The sequence below is a fragment of the Arthrobacter oryzae genome (genome assembly GCF_037911235.1).
Taxonomy (GTDB): Bacteria; Actinomycetota; Actinomycetes; order Actinomycetales; family Micrococcaceae; genus Arthrobacter; species Arthrobacter oryzae_E.
Window position 1 is genome coordinate 26,307 of sequence record NZ_JBBLYW010000016.1, and the last position, 20,506, is coordinate 46,812.

Sequence of the window (20,506 nt, forward strand, 5' to 3'; positions counted from 1 at the left end):
GTCCCCGGCCTGACACGCCGCAGGATTGTTCGAATATCTGTTCGGGTCGGGCTATGCTTTTTTCAGACCGTTTTCCACATACGCAATGTCATCCGGCAAAAATGTCGGTGGGTGCCGTTAGCGTCGGTGATGACAGATAAAGGGCCGCTCAGGCCACTCCACAGCGAGAAAACTAGAGGTGTGAACCATGGCGGCAGCCCCGGATCGTCAGAAGGCGCTCGATGCAGCGCTGGCCCAGATCGACAAGCAGTTCGGCAAAGGCTCCGTCATGCGACTGGGCGACGAAGTACGTGCTCCCATCGAAGTAATCCCCACCGGCTCCATTGCCTTGGATGTTGCTCTTGGGATTGGCGGCCTGCCGCGCGGCCGCGTCGTGGAAATCTACGGGCCGGAATCATCGGGTAAGACCACCGTCGCCCTGCATGCCGTGGCGAATGCCCAGCGCCAGGGAGGCATCGCCGCCTTCATCGACGCCGAGCACGCCCTCGATCCGGAATACGCCGCCAAGCTGGGTGTCGATACCGACGCACTGCTGGTATCGCAGCCGGACACCGGTGAGCAGGCCCTGGAAATCATGGACATGCTGATCGGTTCGGGCTCCCTCGATGTCATCGTCATCGACTCCGTGGCGGCCCTGGTGCCCCGCGCGGAAATCGAAGGCGACATGGGCGACAGCCACGTCGGCCTGCAGGCCCGCCTGATGAGCCAGGCCCTCCGTAAGATCACCGGACGCCTGAGCCAGACCAAGACCACTGCCATCTTCATCAACCAGCTGCGCGAGAAGATCGGCGTCTTCTTCGGATCGCCCGAAACCACCACCGGTGGTAAGGCACTGAAGTTCTACGCCTCCATCCGCATCGACGTCCGCCGAATCCAGACGCTGAAGGAAGGCGCCGATTCGGTGGGCAACCGCACCAAGGCGAAAATCGTCAAGAACAAGATGGCCCCGCCCTTCAAGATCGCCGAATTCGACATCATCTACGGCCAGGGCATCTCCCGCGAGGGCGGCATCATTGACATGGGCGTTGAGCACGGCCTGATCAAGAAGTCCGGTTCGTGGTTCACCTACGACGGCGACCAGCTGGGCCAGGGCATGGAGAACTCCCGGCGCTTCCTGCGGGACAACCCGGAGCTTGCCGCGGAACTGGAGCGCCTTATCAAGGAGAAGCTGGGTGTCGGCGTCAAGCCGGCTGCCGCGGAAACTGAAGAGTCGCCGAAGCTCAAGGCCGTTGACGGTTTCTAGGGGAACCCGGCGGGGCGGTTCGGGTCCGGAAGCTGAACAGGATGCGGAAGCGGATCCGGCTGCCGTGGCCCGGGCCATCGTGCTGCGGCAGCTGACCAGCTCACCCAAGAGCAGGCTGCAGCTGTCCCGCAAGCTTGCCGAACGCAACGTTCCGGAGGATGTGGCCGAGGCTGTCCTCGATCGTTTCGAGGAAGTCCGGCTCGTCGATGACGCGGAGTTTGCAGATATGTGGGTCCGGAGCAGGTCCCAGACCCGGAAGCTTGCCAAGGGAGCGTTACGGCGCGAGCTTGCGGACAAGGGTATTGAAGCCGACATTGCGGCCCGGGCCCTGGAGCAGCTCAGCGACGAAGCGGAAGAGTCCGCTGCCCGTGAACTCGTCGAACGCAAGCTGAAGGGCGGGCTTGACCTCGCGGACCGGGCGGAGCGGGACAAAGTCACGCGCCGGCTGGCATCGATGCTGGCGCGGAAGGGATACCAGCCGTCACAGGCCTTCCGGATCGTGGGGGAGGTCCTCGAGTCTGCAGGCGTGGACCCGGGCGGCGAACGGGCGGACACGGAATTCCTGTGAACCGGTACCCTTAACAGGTGAGTTTGACCATTCCCTCCCCAGCGTCCGGCACCAGCACTTCCGCCAGCATCGAGGCAGCACCTGCGGCTGCCGAGCCGCGCACCTACCAGGTGCGCACCTTCGGCTGCCAGATGAACGTGCACGACTCAGAACGGATGGCCGGCATGCTGGAAGGCGCCGGCTACGTGCCGGCGTCCGGCGAACACGCAGACGTGGTGGTGTTCAACACCTGCGCAGTCCGCGAAAACGCCGACAACAAGCTGTACGGCAACCTCGGGATGCTGGCGCCGGTGAAGGCAGCCAATCCCGGCATGCAGATTGCGGTGGGCGGCTGCCTGGCCCAGAAGGACCGCGAAACGATCCTGAAGAAGGCCCCGTGGGTTGACGCCGTGTTCGGGACCCACAACGTCGGCGCGCTACCCGCGCTCCTGGACCGCGCCCGGCACAACAATGAAGCACAGCTCGAGATCCTCGAGTCGCTGGACGTCTTTCCGTCCACGCTGCCCACCAAGCGGGACTCCGTGTACTCGGGCTGGGTGTCCATTTCGGTGGGCTGCAACAACACGTGCACGTTCTGCATCGTGCCTGCCCTGCGCGGCAAGGAAAAGGACCGGCGCCCGGGCGACATCCTCGCCGAGATTCAAGCGCTGGTGGACGACGGCGCCATCGAAGTCACGCTCCTGGGCCAGAACGTGAACTCCTACGGTGTGGAGTTCGGCGACCGCCAGGCCTTCTCCAAACTGCTCCGCGCCTGCGGAGAAATAGAAGGGCTGGAACGGGTCAGGTTCACCAGTCCGCACCCCGCTGCGTTCACTGACGATGTCATTGACGCCATGGCCGAAACCCCGAACGTCATGCCCCAGCTCCACATGCCGCTGCAGTCAGGCTCGGACAAAGTGCTCAAGGACATGAAGCGGTCCTACCGGTCCACCAAGTTCCTCGGCATTCTGGACAAGGTCCGGGAACGGATTCCGCATGCTGCCATCTCCACGGACATCATCGTGGGCTTCCCGGGCGAAACCGAAGAGGACTTCCAGGCCACCCTGGACGTCGTCGAGAAATCCCGGTTTGCCACGGCCTTCACGTTCCAGTACTCCAAGCGCCCCGGCACCCCCGCTGCCGACCTGCCGGACCAGCTCCCCAAGGCCGTGGTCCAGGAGCGCTTTGAGCGACTGACCGCCCTGCAGGACCGGATAGCGGCCGAAGAAAACTCCCGCCAGCTGGGCCGCCGCGTGGAAGTCATGGTCACGGCGCAGTCCGGGCGCAAGGCAGAAGAAACACACCGGCTGTCCGGCCGGTCGCAGGACCAGCGCCTGGTGCACTTCTCGGTCCCTGAAGGCTCGGAGAAGCCCCGTCCCGGCGACCTTGTCACCGTAACCATCACCGAAGCCGCAGCCTTCCACCTGGTGGCCGATCCGGCGTCGGCGGCTGAGTACACCCTGCGCCGCTCCCGTGCCGGCGACGCCTGGGACAGGTCCCAGGCTGACTCCTGCGGTGCCCCGGTGCCTGGCAGCAGTTCCGGCACGAACGGCGGCAAGGGCGGAGTGTCCCTCGGCATGCCGGCCCTTCCCGTCCGCAGCAGCTAGGCGATGGCCACCAGTCCTCCCGCCGTCATCGCGGTGGTTGGCCCCACCGGGTCCGGGAAGTCGGACCTGGCTGTTGCATTGGCGCTGGAACTCGGCGGCGAAGTCATCAACGCGGACGCCATGCAGTTCTACCGCGGCATGGACATCGGCACAGCCAAGGTCACTGCGGAGGAACGCAGGGGAGTCCCGCACCACCTGCTGGACACCCTCGACGTCACCGAAGAAGCTAGCGTTTCCGATTTCCAGCGCAAGGCCAGGGCCGCCATCGCCGAGATCCACGGGCGCGGCAAGCGGGCCATCCTGGCGGGAGGCTCAGGCCTCTACGTCCGGGCCGCACTGGACGTGCTCGAGTTTCCCGGCACGGATCCGGCCATCCGGCGCCGCCTGGAAGCCGAGCTCGACGACGCCGGCCTCGCCCCGCTGCGCACCCGGCTCGAAGCTGTCGACCCCCTTTCCGCCGCCCGCGTGGGTGACGCCCGCAGGGTTGTCCGTGCCCTGGAGGTCTTCGAGCTGACAGGGCGTCCTTTTAGTTCCTTCATGCCGGTTCGGGAGTACTTCCAGCCGGCGGTGCAGATCGGGCTCGAAGTGGACCGGGAACTCCTGAAGGACAGGCTGGCGCACCGTGTCCACCGCATGGTTGCCGACGGACTGCAGGCTGAGGTTCAGCGGTTGGACGCTGCAGGGCTGCGGAACGGCAAAACCGCAGCGCGGGCACTGGGCTATTCCCAGTTCCTCAAGGTCCTCGACGGTGAATGGGACGTTGGCCAAGCCACGGAAGACACCATCGTGGCCACCCGGAAATTCGCCCGCAGGCAGCTCACCTGGTTCAGGGCGGATCCGCGCATCACCTGGCTCGACTGGCAGGACCCTGAGCTGGTCGCCAAAGCTGCTGCTATCTGCCGCTGACCCGCGGCCCGGCGTTTTCCGGCCGGTCCAGCCGTGACGGTAACCTTGGACCATGGACGAAACCCTTGCACCCGCCCCTGACCGCATACTCCAGGGGCTGAGCGGCCTGGCCTTCTCCAAGGGCCACGGTACCGGCAACGATTTCGTGCTGGTTGCCGACCCCGAGGGCACCTGGCCCATTGCGCCGGAGCAGGTTGCGGAACTGTGCGACCGCCACCGCGGCATCGGAGGCGACGGGCTGATCCGCGCGGTACCGTCGCGCTACCTACCGGAAGGGCGTGAGCTGCAGGCGGTCCACCCTGATGCCGAGTGGTTCATGGACTACCGCAACGGCGACGGATCCCTATCGGAAATGTGCGGCAACGGAGTGCGGGTGTTCGTCCACTTCCTCATCTCCGAAGGACTCGTCCGGCTGGACGCCGGCGGCGCGCTGACAATCGGGACGCGTGCGGGCGTCAAGACGGTGGTTCGGACCGACAACGGCTACGCCGTGGACATGGGGCCGTGGGAATTCATCTTCCCTGGGGAGGCCACGGCCCGTGCCATGGACTCGCTCGTGACCGCGGACGGCCTCGAAGTGCCGCGCCCGGCGCTGTCCGTCAGCATGGGCAATCCGCACACCGTGGTGGCCCTGGCGGAACTCAGCGAGCTCGAGGCGACCCAGCTTTTCAAGGCACCGCAGGTTGACCCTAAGCCGGCCAACGGCACCAACGTCGAGTTCGTCGTCCCGTCCGAGCCCCTGGTCCACGACGGCGTCGGGACGGTCACCATGCGTGTCCATGAGCGGGGCGTGGGGGAGACGCAGTCCTGCGGCACCGGCGCATGCGCGGCAGCGGTAGCCATCCGTCACTGGGCCGGGCAGGGCGCTCCGGACGCCTGGAACGTCAAGGTGCCCGGCGGCGTCGTCGGCGTTAAGTTCTTCGCGGGGCCGGAAGGCCACGAACATGTGGAACTCAGCGGTCCGGCCGTGATCGTGGCTAGCGGGACGCTTTCCTGACCCGCAGGATCCGGAAGGACTTCGAGGTGCTCTCCCGGGTGACACTGAAGCTGCTGTCCAGTTCCGCGTCCAACCAGCGCTGAAGCGAATCCGAACCAAGGTTTTTCTGGACCACCAGCCAGGCGGTCCCGCCCGGGGCCAGCCGGGGCAGCCACTTCAGCAGCAAGGAGTGAAGCTCGTCTTTTCCGATCCGGATGGGGGGATTGGACCAGATCGTGTCGAACCGGATGCCGGGATCGACGTCGTCGGGCAGGCTGGCGGAGACGTTCCCGAGCCCCAGCAGGCCGGCATTTTCGTTGGTCAGTGCGATGCAGCGCTCGTTCACGTCCACGGCGTAGACATGCGCGTGCGGCGCCCGCAGGGCCATGGTCAGGGCGATGGGACCCCAGCCGCAGCCGATGTCCAGCAGGTTGCCCTGCGGGGACGGGGCAGGAACGTCGGCCAGCAGGACGGCCGTTCCCTTGTCGATGCCGTCGGGGCTGAAGATGCCATTGGACGTCTGCAGCCTGCGGGTTTCACCGGCAAGTTCCACAGTGAGCGGTTTGCGGGTGAACGGCCCGGCAGGCTGGGCGCTGAAATAGTGTGCAGACTCCATAACTCGCCAGATTAGTTGCCACGCGCGCCGATGGGAAACGAGGCCGGCAACGATGCACGGAAACCGGTCTGCTAAGGTTTAATCCATGTTCTTGATCTTTGAGTAGCCGGCACGGGCCCTGGCCCGTCCCGCAGCGACGCAGGTATTCACCTTCCGCTCAGTGCGCCGTCCTGCCGTGATTATCCGGCCCGACGTCCCGCCCGTACTACTTGGAGTCCAGCAATGCTGATCATCTGAACCGTGGTGTCTCAACTCTCACCGACGCCGCCCCAGCCCTTCGCAGAGCCGCCCGCCCCCTACGCCGGCCGCCTGCGTCACCACCCGCTTCACCGTCACTTCAGCCGCCCGCTGCGCCACAGCCGCCGGCACTCAGGAGCCCGAATGACCAATAGTCGTCAGCCCAGCGCGAATACCGCCCCGCAGACAACCAATCAGCATTATTCTGAAGGTGTCGAATCTTCAAAGGAGAACATGACCAACCAGCCCAACACCGGATCAGATTCAGCCTCCCAGGACATGAGTCCTGAGGAAATCCAGGCTGTCATCGACCGGATTCTGTCCAAGGATGTCCCGGCCCGTGCCGCCAACTCCGTCCCGGAAAATCCGCGCGGAGTTCTGGGCTCGGCGCAGGCGATTTCCCGCCAGGACAGCGAACACAGCATCTTCGACGGGGACCAGCAGGACCTCGAGGAACGCCGGGCCCTGCGCCGCACGGCAGGCCTTTCCACGGAACTCGAAGATGTCACCGAAGTCGAATACCGGCAGCTGCGTCTTGAACGAGTCGTCCTCGCCGGCCTCTGGACCGAAGGCACCCTCGCCGACGCCGAGAATTCACTCCGCGAACTCGCCGCTCTGGCCGAAACCGCGGGCTCGGAGGTCCTCGACGGCATTGTCCAGCGCCGCGCCAAGCCCGACCCCGGTACCTTCCTGGGATCCGGCAAGGCCCAGGAGCTCAAAGACATCGTAATGTCCACCGGTGCCGACACCGTGGTGGTGGATGCCGAGCTGGCACCGTCACAGCGGCGCGGACTCGAAGACATCGTGAAGGTCAAGGTTATCGACCGCACGGCCCTGATCCTGGACATCTTCGCCCAGCATGCCAAGAGCCGTGAAGGCAAGGCCCAAGTGGAGCTGGCGCAGCTTGAGTACCTGCTCCCGCGACTGCGCGGCTGGGGCGAATCCATGTCGCGCCAGGCCGGTGGCCAGGTGGGCGGGGCAGGTGCCGGCATGGGCTCCCGCGGTCCCGGTGAAACCAAGATCGAACTCGACCGCCGCCGGATCCGCACCAGGATGGCCAAGCTGCGGCGGGAAATCGCCGCCATGAAGCCTGCGCGGGAAACCAAACGGGCCAACCGCCGTCGTAATTCCGTGCCGTCCGTAGCCATTGCGGGGTACACGAACGCCGGAAAGTCCTCCCTCCTGAACCGGCTCACCGACGCCGGCGTCCTGGTGGAGAACGCCCTGTTCGCGACGCTGGACCCGACGGTCCGCAAGGCGGAAACGGCTGACGGCCTGGGCTATACGCTGGCCGACACCGTGGGCTTCGTCCGTTCCCTTCCCACGCAGCTGGTGGAAGCCTTCCGCTCCACCCTGGAGGAAGTGGCCGATTCGGACCTCATCCTGCACGTCGTGGACGTCTCGCATCCGGATCCGGAAGGCCAGATCGCCGCGGTCCGGGCAGTGTTCAGCGAAGTGGACGCACGCAAGGTCCCGGAGATCATCGTGCTGAACAAGGCCGACGCCGCGGATCCGTTCGTGGTGGAACGCCTCAAACAGCGCGAACCCCGCCATGTGGTGGTGTCCGCCCGCACCGGGCAGGGCATCCCCGAGCTCCTGAAGGCGATCAGCGAATCCATTCCGCGGCCCAGCGTCAAAATGGAACTGCTGATCCCGTACAACCGGGGGGATCTGATCAGCAAACTCCACGAAACGGACGCCGAAATTCTCCGCCTGGACCATGAAGAGCAAGGCACACGCGCCCTCGTCATGGTGCGCGAAGGACTCGCCGCTGAACTGGAATCCTTCATCAGCAATGTCTGATCCCGGGGCCGGAGAAACCAGCGGCTCCTCCGGCGAGGAGTTTGTCATCGAACTGCTCGACCGGGCGGTGTCCGGCATGGGCGGACAGAGCCGCAGCGGCCAGCACGAGATGGCCCGGCAGGTGGCGCGCGCAATCGACAGCGGCGACCACCTGCTGGTCCAGGCCGGAACAGGCACGGGAAAGTCCCTCGCGTACCTGATTCCGCTGATTGCCCATTCACAGGTCAGCGATAAACCCACCCTGGTGTCCACGGCTACCCTTGCCCTGCAGACCCAGATCGTGGGCAGGGACCTTCCCCGGCTGCTGGAAACGATCAACCCCGCCCTGGAGCGCCCCGTCAAGGTCGCCTTGGTCAAGGGCAGGGCAAACTACGTTTGCCGGCACAAGCTCGACGGCGGGTTCCCCTCCGAAGAACCGTCGGAGGGACAGCTCTTCTCCCTGGGTGAGGACACCAGCGTCCCGCACTTTGCTGCGTCTTTGGGCGGCCCGGCGTCACAGCTGGGCAAGGAAGTGGTCCGGCTCCGCGAGTGGGCGGAGAAGACGGCCACAGGGGACCGGGACGAACTGATGCCCGGCGTGACGGACCGTGCCTGGCGGCAGGTGTCCGTCACGTCGATGGAATGCCTGGGCGCGCAGAAATGCCCCATGGCCGCCGAGTGCTTCAGCGAACTGGCCCGGCAGGATGCGGCCGAGGCAGACGTTGTGGTGACCAACCATGCCATGCTCGCCGTCAGCGCGTTCGAAGGCCTCGCGGTGCTGCCGGAGTACGACGTCGTGGTGGTTGACGAGGCGCACGAGCTGCAGGACCGCGTCACGGGAGCCGTCTCCGGCCAGCTGTCCGTGGCCATGGTCCACGCCGCCGCCTCCGGTGCCCGCAAGAACACCGGGATCACGGTTGATGCGCTCAACAACGCCGCCGCGAACCTCGAACTTGCCATCGCCGGAGTTCCCAGCGGCCTCCTGCCCAACGGCCTCAACGACGAACAGCTCGACTGCGTTGACCAGCTGCGGGAAGCCTGCCGCGCGGCCCTCTCCGACTCAAAGGGCGACAGCGCCAACACGGCCGACGGCGGGCGCCAGCTTGCGCGCTCACGCCTCATGGTGATCCTCGAACTCTGTGAACGCCTGATTGCCGCCCGTGAAAACCGGGAGGTGGTCTGGTTCTCGCGGAACAGCACCTTTGACCCGCAACAGGGCTACTCGCAGCCGGACGACGCCGCGCCGGCCCTGATCAACATAGCCCCCCTGAGTGTGGCCGGTAAGCTCCGCGACGGGCTCTTTGCCGGTCACACCGTCGTCCTGACGTCTGCCACCCTGGCCATCGGATCGGCCTTCGAGCCGGCTGCGGGAGGGCTGGGGCTGGTAGGGCCCGGCGCACCCAGCTGGACCGGCGTGGACGTGGGGTCCCCGTTCGACTACCCCAAGCAGGGGATTCTGTACGTGGCCAGCCATCTGCCGAAACCTGGCCGGGGGACATCGCCCGAGGCGCTGGACGAGCTGGAGAAACTGATCCGGGCCTCGAACGGCGGGGCGCTGTGCCTCTTCTCGTCACGGCGTGCAGCGGAGGAAGCGGCAGAGGCGATGCGACCCCGCCTGGATGTCAGCATCCTGTGCCAGGGCGAATCAACCATGACGGCGCTGGTGCGGCAGTTTGCCGACGAACCGGACACCTGTCTTTTCGGCACCATGTCGCTCTGGCAGGGGGTGGATGTTCCGGGCGGTTCGTGCCGGCTGGTGGTCATCGACCGCATCCCGTTCCCGCGGCCGGACGATCCCCTCATGACGGCCCGCTCCCGGGCCGTGGCCCAGGCCGGCGGCAACGGCTTTATGTCGGTGTCTGCCACGCACGCGGCGATCCGGCTCGCCCAGGGGGCCGGCCGGCTGATCCGCTCCACGGGCGACAAAGGCGTTGTGGCCGTCCTTGACTCCAGGTTGTCCACCGAACGCTACGGGGGCTTCCTGCGGGCCGCCCTGCCGCCGTTCTGGCCCACCACCGACCCGGCGATTGCGGTTGCTGCGCTGTCAAGGCTCGCCAAGGCTCCGGTGGAGGTTGCCACCGCCTGACGGCGGAGGACGCCGCCCGCCGAACCCGGCGGGCGGCTGCTACAGCGGGCTGCTACAGCGAGCGTAGAACCGAAACCACCTTGCCCATGATGTTGGCGTGATCGCCGAGGATGGGCTCGTATTGCGTGTTCTGAGGCAGGAGCCAGGTGTGGCCGTCGCGCTGGCGGAACGTCTTGACCGTCGCCTCGTCGTCGAGCAGGGCGGCAACGATGTCGCCGTTGACAGCGTCACTCTGCCGACGGACCACAACCCAGTCGCCGTCGCAAATTGCTGCGTCGATCATGGAGTCGCCGGTCACCTTCAGCATAAAGAGCTCGCCATGGCCAACCAGCTGCCTCGGCAGCGGCATCACGTCCTCAACCATCTGGTCAGCCAGGATCGGTCCGCCTGCCGCAATCCGCCCCACCAAGGGGACCATGGCCGTGTCCGTTGCCGTGGCGAGTTCGGAGACGGCCAATCCGCCAACGGTGCGCAGCCGTGCAGGCTTCTCCACGCCGGAGATTTTGGCGGTGCCTTCGTCCAGGGTCAGCGGCATCAGGACTTCCATTGCGCGCGGGCGCTTGGGGTCGCGGCGGAGATAGCCCAGCTTTTCGAGCTGCGAGAGCTGGTGGGTAACGCTGGACAGGCTCGCCAAGCCAACGGTGTCACCAATTTCACGCATGGACGGCGGATAGCCGTTGTCGTTGACGGACCGCTGGATCGTTTCCAGAATCTTCTTCTGCCGTACCGTGAGGCCCTTCGGCTTCGCTGGTGACTGCTGGCTCCGCTGGGTAGCCCTGCCGCCGGTGGCTTGTGCTGCCATGTTCGCCAACGCCTTTCCGTTCCGCCCGGCATCCGTGGCTGCAGCTGCCGGGAACTTCCGGCCTGAAATGTCAGACCCTGCTGATCAACTGCAGAAGTGGTTGTTCTGTAGCTCAAACGTAGGCCAGCCTCAATGCTTTTTCAAACATTTGTTCTAGTGAGTCTCGACAATGTTCGTCAATAAGTGCTAGAACAGAACCAGCAAAGTTCGAATATGTGTTCTAGTCAGAAACTCCGTTCGGTTGTATGTTCGATAACCGCAAGGGGTGGATGACGGTTTGGGGAACACGGCGGGCGGCACAGTCAGGTCCAGGAGGGCTCAGTTCATGTCAGCAACAAGCGCTATTCAGGGTTCGAGTAATGAAGGTTCGTCTTTACGGGGAACCGAAGCTGCAGGAATGCTCGGCTTCAACTGGGAGGAGCGTCCTGCAGCGAAAGCTGTTAAGACGGCGAAGGCCAGGCCCGTGCAGCCGCCGCTCCGCCTGACCCGCAGGGGGCGAATCGTCCTTGTGGGCGTGCCGCTGATCTTGTTGTCCGTGCTCCTGATCTCGTTGGCCGGCTTCCTGAATTCGCCGGCGAAGGCGGCGGATTCGGCGTCCGAGCTGTCGCTGACCCCCACCGTGTCCGTGACCGTCCAGCCGGGGCAGTCCCTCTGGGAGATCGCCGGGACCGTGTCCCCGGAACGCGACACCCGGGACGTCGTCGCCGATATCGTCCAGCTCAACAACCTCGACGGCGGCAGGGTCATGCCCGGCCAGCAGATTTTTGTTCCCTCAAACTAATGCCTCGAGCATGCTGCTTGAGCCCCGGAACATCGGGCCTGCGGCGGCGCGGGGGCGTCACAGTTTCAATGGTCCGGCCACCCTCACTTAAACTGTTGAAGTGACTGACCAGCTAGAGCGACTGAACCGACTTCCCCTCCGCACCAACCTGAGGGGGCTCACTCCGTACGGAGCGCCGCAGCTGAATGTTCCCATCCTGCTCAACGTCAACGAAAACACCCATGGCGTACCGGCCGATGTCCTGGCGGCCATTTCGGAGGCCGTGACGGCGGCCGCCGCTGGACTGAACCGCTATCCGGACCGTGAGTTCACCGAACTCCGGGAGCGCCTCGCGGAGTACCTAGGCCACGGGTTGGGGGCCGAGAACATCTGGGCTGCCAACGGGTCCAACGAAGTGCTTCAGCAGATTCTGCAGGCTTTCGGCGGACCGGGCCGCACGGCCCTTGGGTTCCCGCCCACGTACTCCATGTACCCCCTCCTGGCGAGCGGCACGGATACCGGCTACATCACCGGCCAGCGTGCGGACGACTATGGCCTCAGTGCCGAATCGGCGGCCCGGCAGGTCAGGGAACTCCAGCCCAATATCGTCTTTCTGTGCTCGCCCAACAACCCCACCGGCACCGGTCTGGGACTCGATGTCGTGGAAGCCGTCTACGAAGCGGGCGAGGCCAGCCAGACTGTTGTGATCGTCGACGAGGCCTACCACGAGTTTGCCCACGACGGCACACCCAGCGCCCTGACCCTCCTTCCGGGCCGTGAGCGCCTGATCGTTTCCCGCACCATGAGCAAGGCCTTCGCCCTGGCCGGAGCACGTCTCGGCTACATGGCGGCGGCACCCGAGGTTACGGATGCCCTGAGGCTTGTGCGGCTGCCGTACCACCTGTCGGCCATCACCCAGGCCACCGCCCTTGCGGCCTTGACGCACCGCGAGGCCCTCATGGCCGACGTCGAAGACATCAAGCGGCAGCGGGACCGGATCGTCACGGAGCTGACCCGGATGGGCCTCAAGCCCGCCGCGTCCGACTCCAACTACGTCTTCTTCGGCGGCCTGGAGAACCCCCACGAGGTCTGGCAGGGGCTGCTTGACCGCGGAGTCCTGATCCGGGATGTCGGGATCCCCGGGCACCTGCGCGTCACGGCCGGCACTGAGACGGAAACCACAGCTTTCCTGGAGGCCCTGGAACTGATCCTGACCGGCCAGCCCAGCGTCCCGGCCTAAACTGGAGTCAGACCCCCGGTTCCCAGGGGAACCACTTCTCAAGACCCAGTACCCAGACGGTATTTCTCCTGACATCCAAAGGACACAACACATGAGCACCACCGGATCCACTGCTGTCGAGGCCCGGACCGCACGCATGGAGCGTTCCACGAGCGAATCCTCCGTGCTCGTCGAGATCAACCTTGATGGCACGGGCATCTCGGACATCAGCACCTCGGTTCCGTTCTATGACCACATGCTGACCGCTCTGTGCAAGCACTCGCTCATCGATATGACTGTCAAGGCGACGGGTGACATCCACATCGATGTGCACCACACGGTGGAGGACGTAGCCATAACGTTCGGCGAAGTGCTTCGGACCGCCCTCGGCAACAAGGCCGGGATCCGCCGTTTCGGGGAAGCCACCGTTCCCCTGGACGAAGCCCTGGCGCACGCTGTCGTTGATGTCTCCGGCCGTCCGTACCTGGTGCACGGCGGCGAGCCTGCCGGCCAGGAATACCACCTGATCGGCGGACACTTCACAGGTTCCCTGACCCGCCACATCTTCGAAGCCATCACCCTGCACGCCGGCATCTGCCTGCACATGAACGTCATGGCCGGCCGGGACCCGCACCACATCGTGGAGGCGCAGTTCAAGGCGTTTGCACGGGCGCTGCGCGCAGCCGTTGAGCCTGATCCCCGCGTGGAGGGCATCCCGTCCACCAAGGGCGCGCTGTGACCGGGCCGATCCTCCGCGACGGCGCAATTCTCGATCCCGCCGGAAGCGCGAAACCGGCGTCTCCCGAGGGGAAACCCACTGTCACGGTCCTGGACTACGGTTCCGGGAACGTCCGCTCAGCTGTCCGGGCGCTGGAGCGTGCCGGTGCCGAGGTCATCCTCAGTGCCAAGCCGGAGGACGTCCTGAATGCCGACGGCCTGCTGGTACCCGGGGTCGGTGCCTTCGAAACGGTCATGCGCGAGCTCAAGGCAGTGGACGCCATCCGGATGATCGGCCGGCGCGTCGCCGGCGGCCGGCCAGTCCTGGGTATCTGCGTGGGCCTCCAGGTGCTGTTCGAGGCCGGAGTCGAGCACGGCACCGAAGCCGAGGGCATGGGCGAGTGGCCCGGCAAAGTGGAACTGCTGCCTGCAGAGGTAGTTCCCCACATGGGCTGGAACACCGTGAAGGTGCCGGAAGGATCCAGGCTCTTCGAAGGTGTCGAAAACGAGCGCTTCTACTTCGTCCACTCGTACGGTGTGCAGCACTGGGACTTTGACGTCATCCAGCCGCGCATGGCGGCCCCGCTGGTCACCTGGTCCGAGCACGGCGCACCGTTTGTCGCCGCCGTGGAGAACGGGCCGCTGTGCGCCACCCAGTTCCACCCGGAAAAATCCGGCGACGCCGGCGCGCGGCTGCTCCGCAATTGGGTCAACGGCCTGCGGCGCCGCGAAGGCGATGCCACAGCACCCGCGGACGCCAGTACCGGACCGGCCGCCTAGATGTGGTCGATAGTCCTGATGGGCCTGGCCGGCCTGCTGGTTGGCGGGGCCCTGTCCTTCAGGCAGCAGCACAAGCCGCTCTGGACCCAGGTCGTTTTCTACGCGCTGGCCGGCATGTCGTTGCTGGCCGCCTACCTGCTTACCCTGCCGGCAAACTGACCGCGCCGGGCCCCCGATCACTGCAGCTTCACTACAACCCTGAGGACCCCATCATGACCACCGAAACGCCGCTGCCCGTACTGGAACTGCTGCCCGCCGTCGACGTCGTGGACGGCCAGGCGGTCCGCCTGGTCCAGGGCGAAGCCGGCAGCGAGACGAGCTACGGCACCCCGCTGGAAGCTGCCCTCAACTGGCAGGAACAGGGCGCCGAGTGGGTGCACCTGGTGGACCTGGATGCCGCGTTCGGCCGTGGCTCCAATGCCGACCTCCTCCGGGAGGTTGTGGGCCGGCTGGACATCAAGGTGGAGCTCTCCGGCGGCCTGCGCGACGACGAATCCCTGGAGAAAGCCCTGGACCTGGGCGTCGCCCGGGTGAACCTCGGCACGGCGGCCCTTGAAAACCCGGAGTGGACCGCCCGCGCCATCGACCGCTTTGGTGACAAGATCGCCGTCGGGCTCGACGTGCGCGGAACCACGCTGGCGGGCCGCGGGTGGACCAAGGAAGGCGGCGACCTGTGGGACGTGCTGGCACGGCTCGAAGAAGCCGGCTGCGCCCGCTACGTGGTCACCGACGTCACCAAGGACGGCACCCTGCAGGGCCCCAACGTTGAGCTGCTCCGCCAGATGGTGGAGAAGACCGGCAAGCCGGTGGTGGCCTCCGGCGGCATCTCCAGCCTGGAAGACCTCAAGGTACTGCGCTCCCTCGTCCCCCTGGGCGTTGAAGGGGCCATCGTGGGGAAGGCGCTCTACGCCGGTGCGTTTACGCTGCCGGAAGCACTGGACGTAGCAGGCCGCCGCTAGGCCCGCAGCCACCATGGAACAGCGACCTCCAGCATCCCGCGAACTGCCGGGCCACATCGCGGCCGCGCTGGCCGGCTCCGGCGGCGCCACGGATTCTGCCGGGCAGCCCTGGGCGGGGCGCAGCCTTGCCGGCGAGGATGCAAAGATCCACAATTTCGAGCACGACGACGGCACGGCCGATGCCGGTTACCTCGCCGCCGTGGCCGCCCTCCGCTCTGCGGACGGCGACGAGGCTGCCGTGGTGGCGTCCCTGGCCACTGCCAGGGTTTTCGTTCCGATCGTTGCCCAGCTGGCCGAGGAAAGCGAACACGCTCACGGCCCCCACGGTTCAGGCCACGGTTTCGTCCACGTTGACGACGAGCTGCACGGTCACGATGAGCCGCACGGTGACAAGCTGCACGGCGACAAGCAGGCGGACATGGCGCTCGTCACGCTGAAGGCGCCCGACGGGCGGACGGCGCTGCCGGTCTTCACCTCGGCGGCGACGCTGGAAGCCTGGCATCCGGAGGCCCGCCCGGTGGCAGTGTACGCCGCGCGGGCGGCCCTGTCCGCGGTGGCTGAAGGAGCCGAGCTCCTGGTCCTCGACCCCGGCTCCGAGTACACATTCGTGGTCCGCCGGCCCGCCGTCTGGGCCCTTGCCCAGCAGCACGACTGGCTGCCGTCCTATGCTGATCCGGAGCTTGGGCGGGCCATGGCCGAGGCAGCGTCGGGTTACACGGCCGTGAGACGGGTCGAGCTCGAGCCGGGAGGCGGCGTGGCCTCGGCAACAGCCGGCGGTGCTGTTGTCCGCGGCGGCGGACCGGGGCCGGAGCTCAGGGTGGTGCTGTACCTGGAAGACGGCCTGGATGCAGCAGGCGTCCAGGCCATCGTGGCAGGGCTCAACGCCGACTGGTCGCGGAATGCGGTCTTCGCCGAGCGCGTCGACTCGATCGAGGTAAAGTTGCAGCGCGCAGCCGAATAGCTGGCGGCAGCGGGGAAGCCTCCCGGTCCTGCCGCCGGCAGGATGAAGGACGTACCCGTGAATTTCGCTCTTTACCAGGAGCTCCTGGCAGTCAGGCCCATCAGGCGCCTGCTGACTGTCGGAATGATAGCCCGCATACCGCATTCCGCCGCCGGCGTGCTCCTGACGCTACATATCGTCCTGACACTGGGGGAGGGGTATGCCGCCGCCGGGGCGGCTGCCGCGGTGATGACCATCGGGATCGCCCTGGGCGCGCCGTGGCGTGGGCGCCGCGTGGACACCGTAGGCCTTCGCAAAGCGCTGATTCCCTCTGTCGTTTCCGAGACCGTGATCTGGTCCGTGGTGCCGCACGTTTCCTACGAGTGGGTGCTGGCGCTGGTCTTCGTCGGGGGACTCCTGACGCTGCCCATCTTCAGCGTGGTGCGCCAGTCCCTGGGCGTGCTGGCAAGCGGTGAACAGCGGCGGACGGCATTCGCTTTGGATGCCATCTCCACGGAACTTGTCTTTATGCTCGGCCCGGCGGCCGGGGCGATTGTGGCAACTGCCGGCTATTCGGTTGTCGGGCTGACCGTGGTGGGCGTGTGCACTTCTGTGGCCGGACTCTTCCTGATGTGGTTCAACCCGCCCACCCGCAGTGCCGTGCCGGATGACGACTACGAAACCGACCAGCAGGAAGGCGCGGAAGCTGCGGTCGTCGCGGCGGCTCCGGCGCACCTGCAGGAAGCTGCGGCGGAACTCGCTCCGGTAGCGGCCGGCGGCCTTCGCCGCACCCGGCTGCGGCCCGCCGGATTAAGGCGCAGCGTGGTACATAATTTCGCCTGGTTCACCGCCGCGGTGGCAGCGGTCTTCGCCGTGGCCTCCGGGGCAGGTATGGTGCTTAGCGGCACGGACGTGGGCATTGTTGCCGCGTTGGAGACCGGCGGCCGCCAGGCGGAGATCGGCCTTGTTTTTGTGTTCTGGTGCGCGGCGTCGGTTGTCGGAGGACTCCTCTACGGCGCCATGCACCGGCCCGTTTCCCCGATGCTCCTGCTGCTCGGCATGGCCGCCCTCACCATCCCGATGGGCTTCGCGCGCGACACTCTGACGCTGTGCCTGCTGTCGCTGCTCCCCGGCCTGCTGTGCGCACCGGTCTTGTCCGCTGCGTCGGAAAAGGTTGCCGATCTCGTGGAGGAGGGCCGCCGCGGCGAGGCCATGGGCTGGTACGGGTCCGCTCTCACGGCCGGAGTGGCGCTGGGCGCTCCCTTGGCCGGCGTGTTCATCGACGGGGTCGGGCCGTCCGCCGGATTTGTCTCGGTGGGCACCGCCGGGGTTGTCTTCTGCCTCTTGGGCCTGGTGCTGCAGCACCGGCGCCGCCGGCGCGCCCTCACCTGACCGGCCGCCCGGAGTTTTTGTCCAGATAACCCGGCTTCCGGGGTGCGTAAGTCCCTGTATCTGGACAAAAACTCAGGGAATTACGACGGCGGCGGGCGGACCTGGTTGGTCCGCCCGCCGCCGGTCCGCCCGCCGCCGGTCCGCCCGCCGTTGGTCCGCCCGCCGCCGTCGACGTGCCAGTGGATCGCCTAGTTAACCGGCCCGGTGTACTTTTCCCCCGGACCCTTGCCCGGGGCGTCCGGGATGATGGACTCCTCACGGAAGGCCAGCTGCAGGGAGCGCAGTCCGTCGCGCAACGGCCCGGCGTGCTGGGAACCGATCTCCGGAGCGGCGGCGGTCACGAGACCGGCCAGTGCGGTGATCAGCTTGCGGGCCTCGTCCAGGTCCTTGAGCTCCTCGGCATTCTCCTCGGCGGCGAGCCCGAGCTTTACGGCCGATGCGCTCATGAGGTGGACAGCGGCGGTGGTGATGACCTCGATGGCGGGGACCTCGGAGATGTCGCGGATTTGCTGCGACACCTGCTCCTGGCCGTCCCGCTGACCGGTGGCGGGCTCGAAAACGTGTGAATTACTGTCTGAAGTGCTCATACTGGTAAGCTTGTCACAGACCGACTGAATGTCGTTATTTTGCTATGTAAATCTTGCTGCTGCCAATGTGCAGTTTCCGGGGTTCTTTCTGTAGAATCGACTTTCAGTTTGCAAGCGGAGTTCTCTCCCACCCGCGTCAGCCGTTTTCCCGGAAGTAATGTCCAGGAAGCAAGGTTGCCGGGTACCTGGTCGGGCATTCCAAGGCGGCGTCAGCCGGCTGGAACGCGTACCGCCTCCCCGGAGGCCCGGTACATCCGATCATCGAGGCCTTCGATTGCTCCGGCAATTGGGGGCCTTCTCTGTTTGCCGGTGGAGTACTCATCTCAACCACAGGAGTTCTAACATTAGCGAGCCAAGAATCAATGAGCGTATCCGCGTCCCCGAGGTGCGGCTGGTCGGCCCTGCAGGCGAACAGGTAGGAATTGTCCGTATTGAGGACGCCCTGCGTTTGGCTGCCGAGTCCGATCTTGATCTCGTTGAAGTTGCACCGCAGGCAAAGCCTCCGGTGTGCAAGCTGATGGACTTCGGCAAGTACAAGTACGAAGCTGCTGTTAAGGCACGCGAGGCCCGGAAGAACCAGACCAACACGGTTCTGAAGGAAATCCGTTTCCGGCTGAAGATCGACACCCACGACTACGAGACCAAGCGCGGCCACGCCCTCCGCTTCCTCGGCGCCGGGGACAAGGTCAAGGCCATGATCCAGTTCCGCGGCCGTGAGCAGCAGCGTCCGGAAATGGGCATCCGCCTTCTCCAGCGCTTCGCCGACGACGTCGCCGAAGTGGGCGTTGTCGAGTCCAGTCCCCGGATCGATGGCCGCAACATGGTCATGGTGGTGGGCCCGCTGAAGAACAAGGCCGAGGCCAAGGCCGAAGCACGCCGTGCGACGCAGCGCGCTGAAGCAAAGGCCCAGAACGAAGCCAAGGCCAGCGGCCGGGTGGACGTCAGCCACGACCAGCCCGCCATGACGCAGTCCCTGGCGGACCTGCTGCCTGAGGGCTTTGCAGTATCGACCGAAGAGGCAGCACCCGAGGCGAACACCGAAGCCGTTGCGGCTTCAGTGGGCGTCGAGGCCCCTGCCGAAGCGGCCGCTGCACCGGAAACCGAAGCTCCGCAGCAGGAAGCCCCGGCCGAGGAAGCTCCGAAGCAGGAAGCCCCGGCCGAGGAGGCCCCGAAGCAGGAAGCTCCCAAGCAGGAGGCCCCGAAGCAGGCAGCGCCGAAACGCGAAGCCCCCAAGGCTGCGGCGGCACCGCGTCCTGCGGTCAGCAAGCCGGCTGCAGCCAGCAAGCCGCCCGTGGTCAAGGAGTCCGTTGCACCGAAGCCGGCAGAGGCCGCCCCCGTGGCGCCGAAGCCGGCCGGAGTACCTTCGCCGCCCAAGCCGGTAGCACGGCCCGCAGCACCGAAGCCCGCAGCACGGCCGGCTGCTCCCAAGCCGGGCAGCAAGAAGACCAACTAGTTCAAAGTTGCGCTAAGCATCGCCTGGCGCAGCAAGCAACCAGCACGCCGCCCGCAGGGGTGGCTGCACGAAAGACTGCAGACTTGTCTGCGGATACGTAAGGAGATCGGTTCCCATGCCGAAGATGAAGACCCACAGTGGTGCTAAGAAGCGCTTCAAGCTGACCGGCAGCGGCAAGCTGCGCCGCCAGCAGGCCAACCGCCGCCACTACCTCGAGCACAAGTCCTCCAGGCTGACCCGTCGCCTTGCCGGCGACAAGATCGTCTTCAAGGGCGACGCCAAGGTCATCCGGAAGATGCTCGGCATCTAAGTTCCAAGTTCTCTGACTGCTCGCCACCTGGCAGCGGTCAACTACCAAAAAGGCTTCTCAGGCCAGCCGGTTATCCGGCAGTAGACGCTTGGGATCAGAATTCTGAAGGAGTACGCACGTGGCACGTGTGAAGCGGGCGGTAAACGCCCACAAGAAGCGCCGGGTTATCCTCGAACGCGCAAAAGGTTACCGTGGACAGCGCTCACGCCTGTACCGCAAGGCTAAAGAACAGCTGCTGCACTCGTTTGTGTACAGCTACGGCGACCGCAAGAAGAAGAAGGGCGACTTCCGCCGCCTCTGGATCCAGCGCATCAACGCTGCATCGCGCGCCAACGGCCTGACCTACAACCGCCTGATCCAGGGCCTGAAGGCCGCTGAGGTCGAGGTTGACCGCCGCATGCTGGCAGAACTGGCCGTCTCGGACGCCAACGCTTTCGCTGCCCTGGTGCAGATCGCCAAGGACTCGCTGCCTGCTGACACTTCCGCGCCGGCCGTCTCGGCCGAAACCGCCCCGAAGGCGAAGGCTCCCAAGGCCAAGGCTGCGAAGAAGCCGGCTGCCGAAAAGGTTGCCAAGTAGCATCCCCGCC

General features: G+C 66.0%; 21 protein-coding genes. 18 read left to right on the forward strand and 3 right to left on the reverse strand.

Annotation, left to right across the window (positions count from 1 at the left end; translation table 11 throughout):
• Positions 1–187: 187 nt before the first annotated feature.
• The 5 genes from recA to dapF all read left to right on the forward strand — a co-directional run bounded on the left by recA (position 188) and on the right by dapF (position 5,300).
• Positions 188–1,243, forward strand: coding sequence for a recombinase RecA (gene recA / locus WMN78_RS04695; protein ID WP_043480159.1), 1,056 nt, complete (start codon positions 188–190; stop codon positions 1,241–1,243).
• A 64-nt stretch (positions 1,244–1,307) separates the two neighbouring features.
• Positions 1,308–1,811, forward strand: a complete 504-nt coding sequence (locus WMN78_RS04700) for a regulatory protein RecX (protein WP_340532395.1) — start codon at positions 1,308–1,310, stop codon at positions 1,809–1,811.
• 17 nt (positions 1,812–1,828) lie between these two features.
• Positions 1,829–3,397 (forward strand): tRNA (N6-isopentenyl adenosine(37)-C2)-methylthiotransferase MiaB, encoded by a 1,569-nt coding sequence (gene miaB, locus WMN78_RS04705; RefSeq protein WP_340532338.1) that lies wholly within the window; start codon positions 1,829–1,831, stop codon positions 3,395–3,397.
• A 3-nt stretch (positions 3,398–3,400) separates the two neighbouring features.
• Positions 3,401–4,303: a tRNA (adenosine(37)-N6)-dimethylallyltransferase MiaA gene (gene miaA / locus WMN78_RS04710; RefSeq protein ID WP_340532340.1), complete on the forward strand. Its 903-nt coding sequence runs from the start codon at positions 3,401–3,403 to the stop codon at positions 4,301–4,303.
• Positions 4,304–4,355: 52 nt separating this feature from the next.
• Entirely contained in the window at positions 4,356–5,300 is a 945-nt protein-coding gene (dapF, locus tag WMN78_RS04715) for a diaminopimelate epimerase (RefSeq protein ID WP_340532341.1), read from the forward strand.
• Here dapF and WMN78_RS04720 read toward each other — a convergent pair.
• Complete coding sequence (locus WMN78_RS04720; RefSeq protein ID WP_340532342.1) at positions 5,281–5,895, reverse strand: class I SAM-dependent methyltransferase; 615 nt, start codon at positions 5,893–5,895, stop codon at positions 5,281–5,283. The genes dapF and WMN78_RS04720 overlap by 20 nt on opposite strands.
• 471 nt (positions 5,896–6,366) lie before the next feature.
• On the opposite strand from WMN78_RS04720, the gene hflX reads away from it, so the two are divergent.
• Together hflX and WMN78_RS04730 are read left to right on the forward strand one after the other, a co-directional pair.
• Positions 6,367–7,935: a GTPase HflX gene (gene hflX, locus WMN78_RS04725; RefSeq protein WP_340532343.1), complete on the forward strand. Its 1,569-nt coding sequence runs from the start codon at positions 6,367–6,369 to the stop codon at positions 7,933–7,935.
• The gene (locus tag WMN78_RS04730; protein WP_340532344.1) at positions 7,928–10,000 is read left to right on the forward strand and encodes an ATP-dependent DNA helicase; all 2,073 of its coding nucleotides are present in this window, start codon (positions 7,928–7,930) and stop codon (positions 9,998–10,000) included. Before hflX ends, WMN78_RS04730 begins: the two co-directional genes overlap by 8 nt.
• Before the next feature lie 52 nt (positions 10,001–10,052).
• Here WMN78_RS04730 and lexA read toward each other — a convergent pair whose 3' ends face one another.
• Positions 10,053–10,802 (reverse strand): transcriptional repressor LexA, encoded by a 750-nt coding sequence (gene lexA, locus WMN78_RS04735; RefSeq protein WP_043480173.1) that lies wholly within the window; start codon positions 10,800–10,802, stop codon positions 10,053–10,055.
• A 397-nt stretch (positions 10,803–11,199) separates the two neighbouring features.
• Between lexA and WMN78_RS04740 the strand changes: the two genes are divergently transcribed.
• The 8 genes from WMN78_RS04740 to WMN78_RS04775 all read left to right on the forward strand — a co-directional run bounded on the left by WMN78_RS04740 (position 11,200) and on the right by WMN78_RS04775 (position 17,569).
• A complete protein-coding gene (locus tag WMN78_RS04740) occupies positions 11,200–11,583 on the forward strand; it encodes a LysM peptidoglycan-binding domain-containing protein (protein WP_340532345.1) in 384 nt (127 codons plus the stop codon).
• 100 nt (positions 11,584–11,683) lie between these two features.
• Complete coding sequence (locus WMN78_RS04745) at positions 11,684–12,802, forward strand: histidinol-phosphate transaminase (protein ID WP_340532346.1); 1,119 nt, start codon at positions 11,684–11,686, stop codon at positions 12,800–12,802.
• 91 nt (positions 12,803–12,893) lie between these two features.
• Positions 12,894–13,520, forward strand: a complete 627-nt coding sequence (gene hisB, locus WMN78_RS04750) for an imidazoleglycerol-phosphate dehydratase HisB (RefSeq protein WP_340532347.1) — start codon at positions 12,894–12,896, stop codon at positions 13,518–13,520.
• On the forward strand, positions 13,517–14,278 hold the full coding sequence (gene hisH, locus WMN78_RS04755; RefSeq protein ID WP_340532348.1) for an imidazole glycerol phosphate synthase subunit HisH: 762 nt from the start codon (positions 13,517–13,519) through the stop codon (positions 14,276–14,278). Before hisB ends, hisH begins: the two co-directional genes overlap by 4 nt.
• On the forward strand, positions 14,279–14,437 hold the full coding sequence (locus WMN78_RS04760) for a hypothetical protein (RefSeq protein ID WP_340532349.1): 159 nt from the start codon (positions 14,279–14,281) through the stop codon (positions 14,435–14,437).
• Between the two features lie 53 nt (positions 14,438–14,490).
• On the forward strand, positions 14,491–15,237 hold the full coding sequence (gene priA / locus WMN78_RS04765; RefSeq protein WP_340532350.1) for a bifunctional 1-(5-phosphoribosyl)-5-((5-phosphoribosylamino)methylideneamino)imidazole-4-carboxamide isomerase/phosphoribosylanthranilate isomerase PriA: 747 nt from the start codon (positions 14,491–14,493) through the stop codon (positions 15,235–15,237).
• Positions 15,238–15,250: 13 nt separating this feature from the next.
• Positions 15,251–16,198, forward strand: coding sequence for an SseB family protein (locus WMN78_RS04770; protein ID WP_340532351.1), 948 nt, complete (start codon positions 15,251–15,253; stop codon positions 16,196–16,198).
• 57 nt (positions 16,199–16,255) lie between these two features.
• Positions 16,256–17,569: an MFS transporter gene (locus WMN78_RS04775; protein ID WP_340532352.1), complete on the forward strand. Its 1,314-nt coding sequence runs from the start codon at positions 16,256–16,258 to the stop codon at positions 17,567–17,569.
• Between the two features lie 188 nt (positions 17,570–17,757).
• Here WMN78_RS04775 and WMN78_RS04780 read toward each other — a convergent pair whose 3' ends face one another.
• Positions 17,758–18,156 (reverse strand): DUF1844 domain-containing protein, encoded by a 399-nt coding sequence (locus WMN78_RS04780; protein ID WP_340532353.1) that lies wholly within the window; start codon positions 18,154–18,156, stop codon positions 17,758–17,760.
• Positions 18,157–18,541: 385 nt separating this feature from the next.
• Here WMN78_RS04780 and infC point away from each other — a divergent pair, with 385 nt between their 5' ends.
• The 3 genes from infC to rplT all read left to right on the forward strand — a co-directional run bounded on the left by infC (position 18,542) and on the right by rplT (position 20,496).
• A complete protein-coding gene (gene infC, locus WMN78_RS04785) occupies positions 18,542–19,609 on the forward strand; it encodes a translation initiation factor IF-3 (protein ID WP_425341115.1) in 1,068 nt (355 codons plus the stop codon).
• Positions 19,610–19,724: 115 nt separating this feature from the next.
• Positions 19,725–19,919 carry a 50S ribosomal protein L35 gene (gene rpmI / locus WMN78_RS04790; RefSeq protein WP_009358635.1) on the forward strand — a complete coding sequence of 65 codons (195 nt, stop codon included), beginning with the start codon at positions 19,725–19,727 and terminating at the stop codon, positions 19,917–19,919.
• A gap of 118 nt (positions 19,920–20,037) precedes the next feature.
• The gene (rplT, locus tag WMN78_RS04795; protein ID WP_340532355.1) at positions 20,038–20,496 is read left to right on the forward strand and encodes a 50S ribosomal protein L20; all 459 of its coding nucleotides are present in this window, start codon (positions 20,038–20,040) and stop codon (positions 20,494–20,496) included.
• Positions 20,497–20,506: the final 10 nt, after the last annotated feature.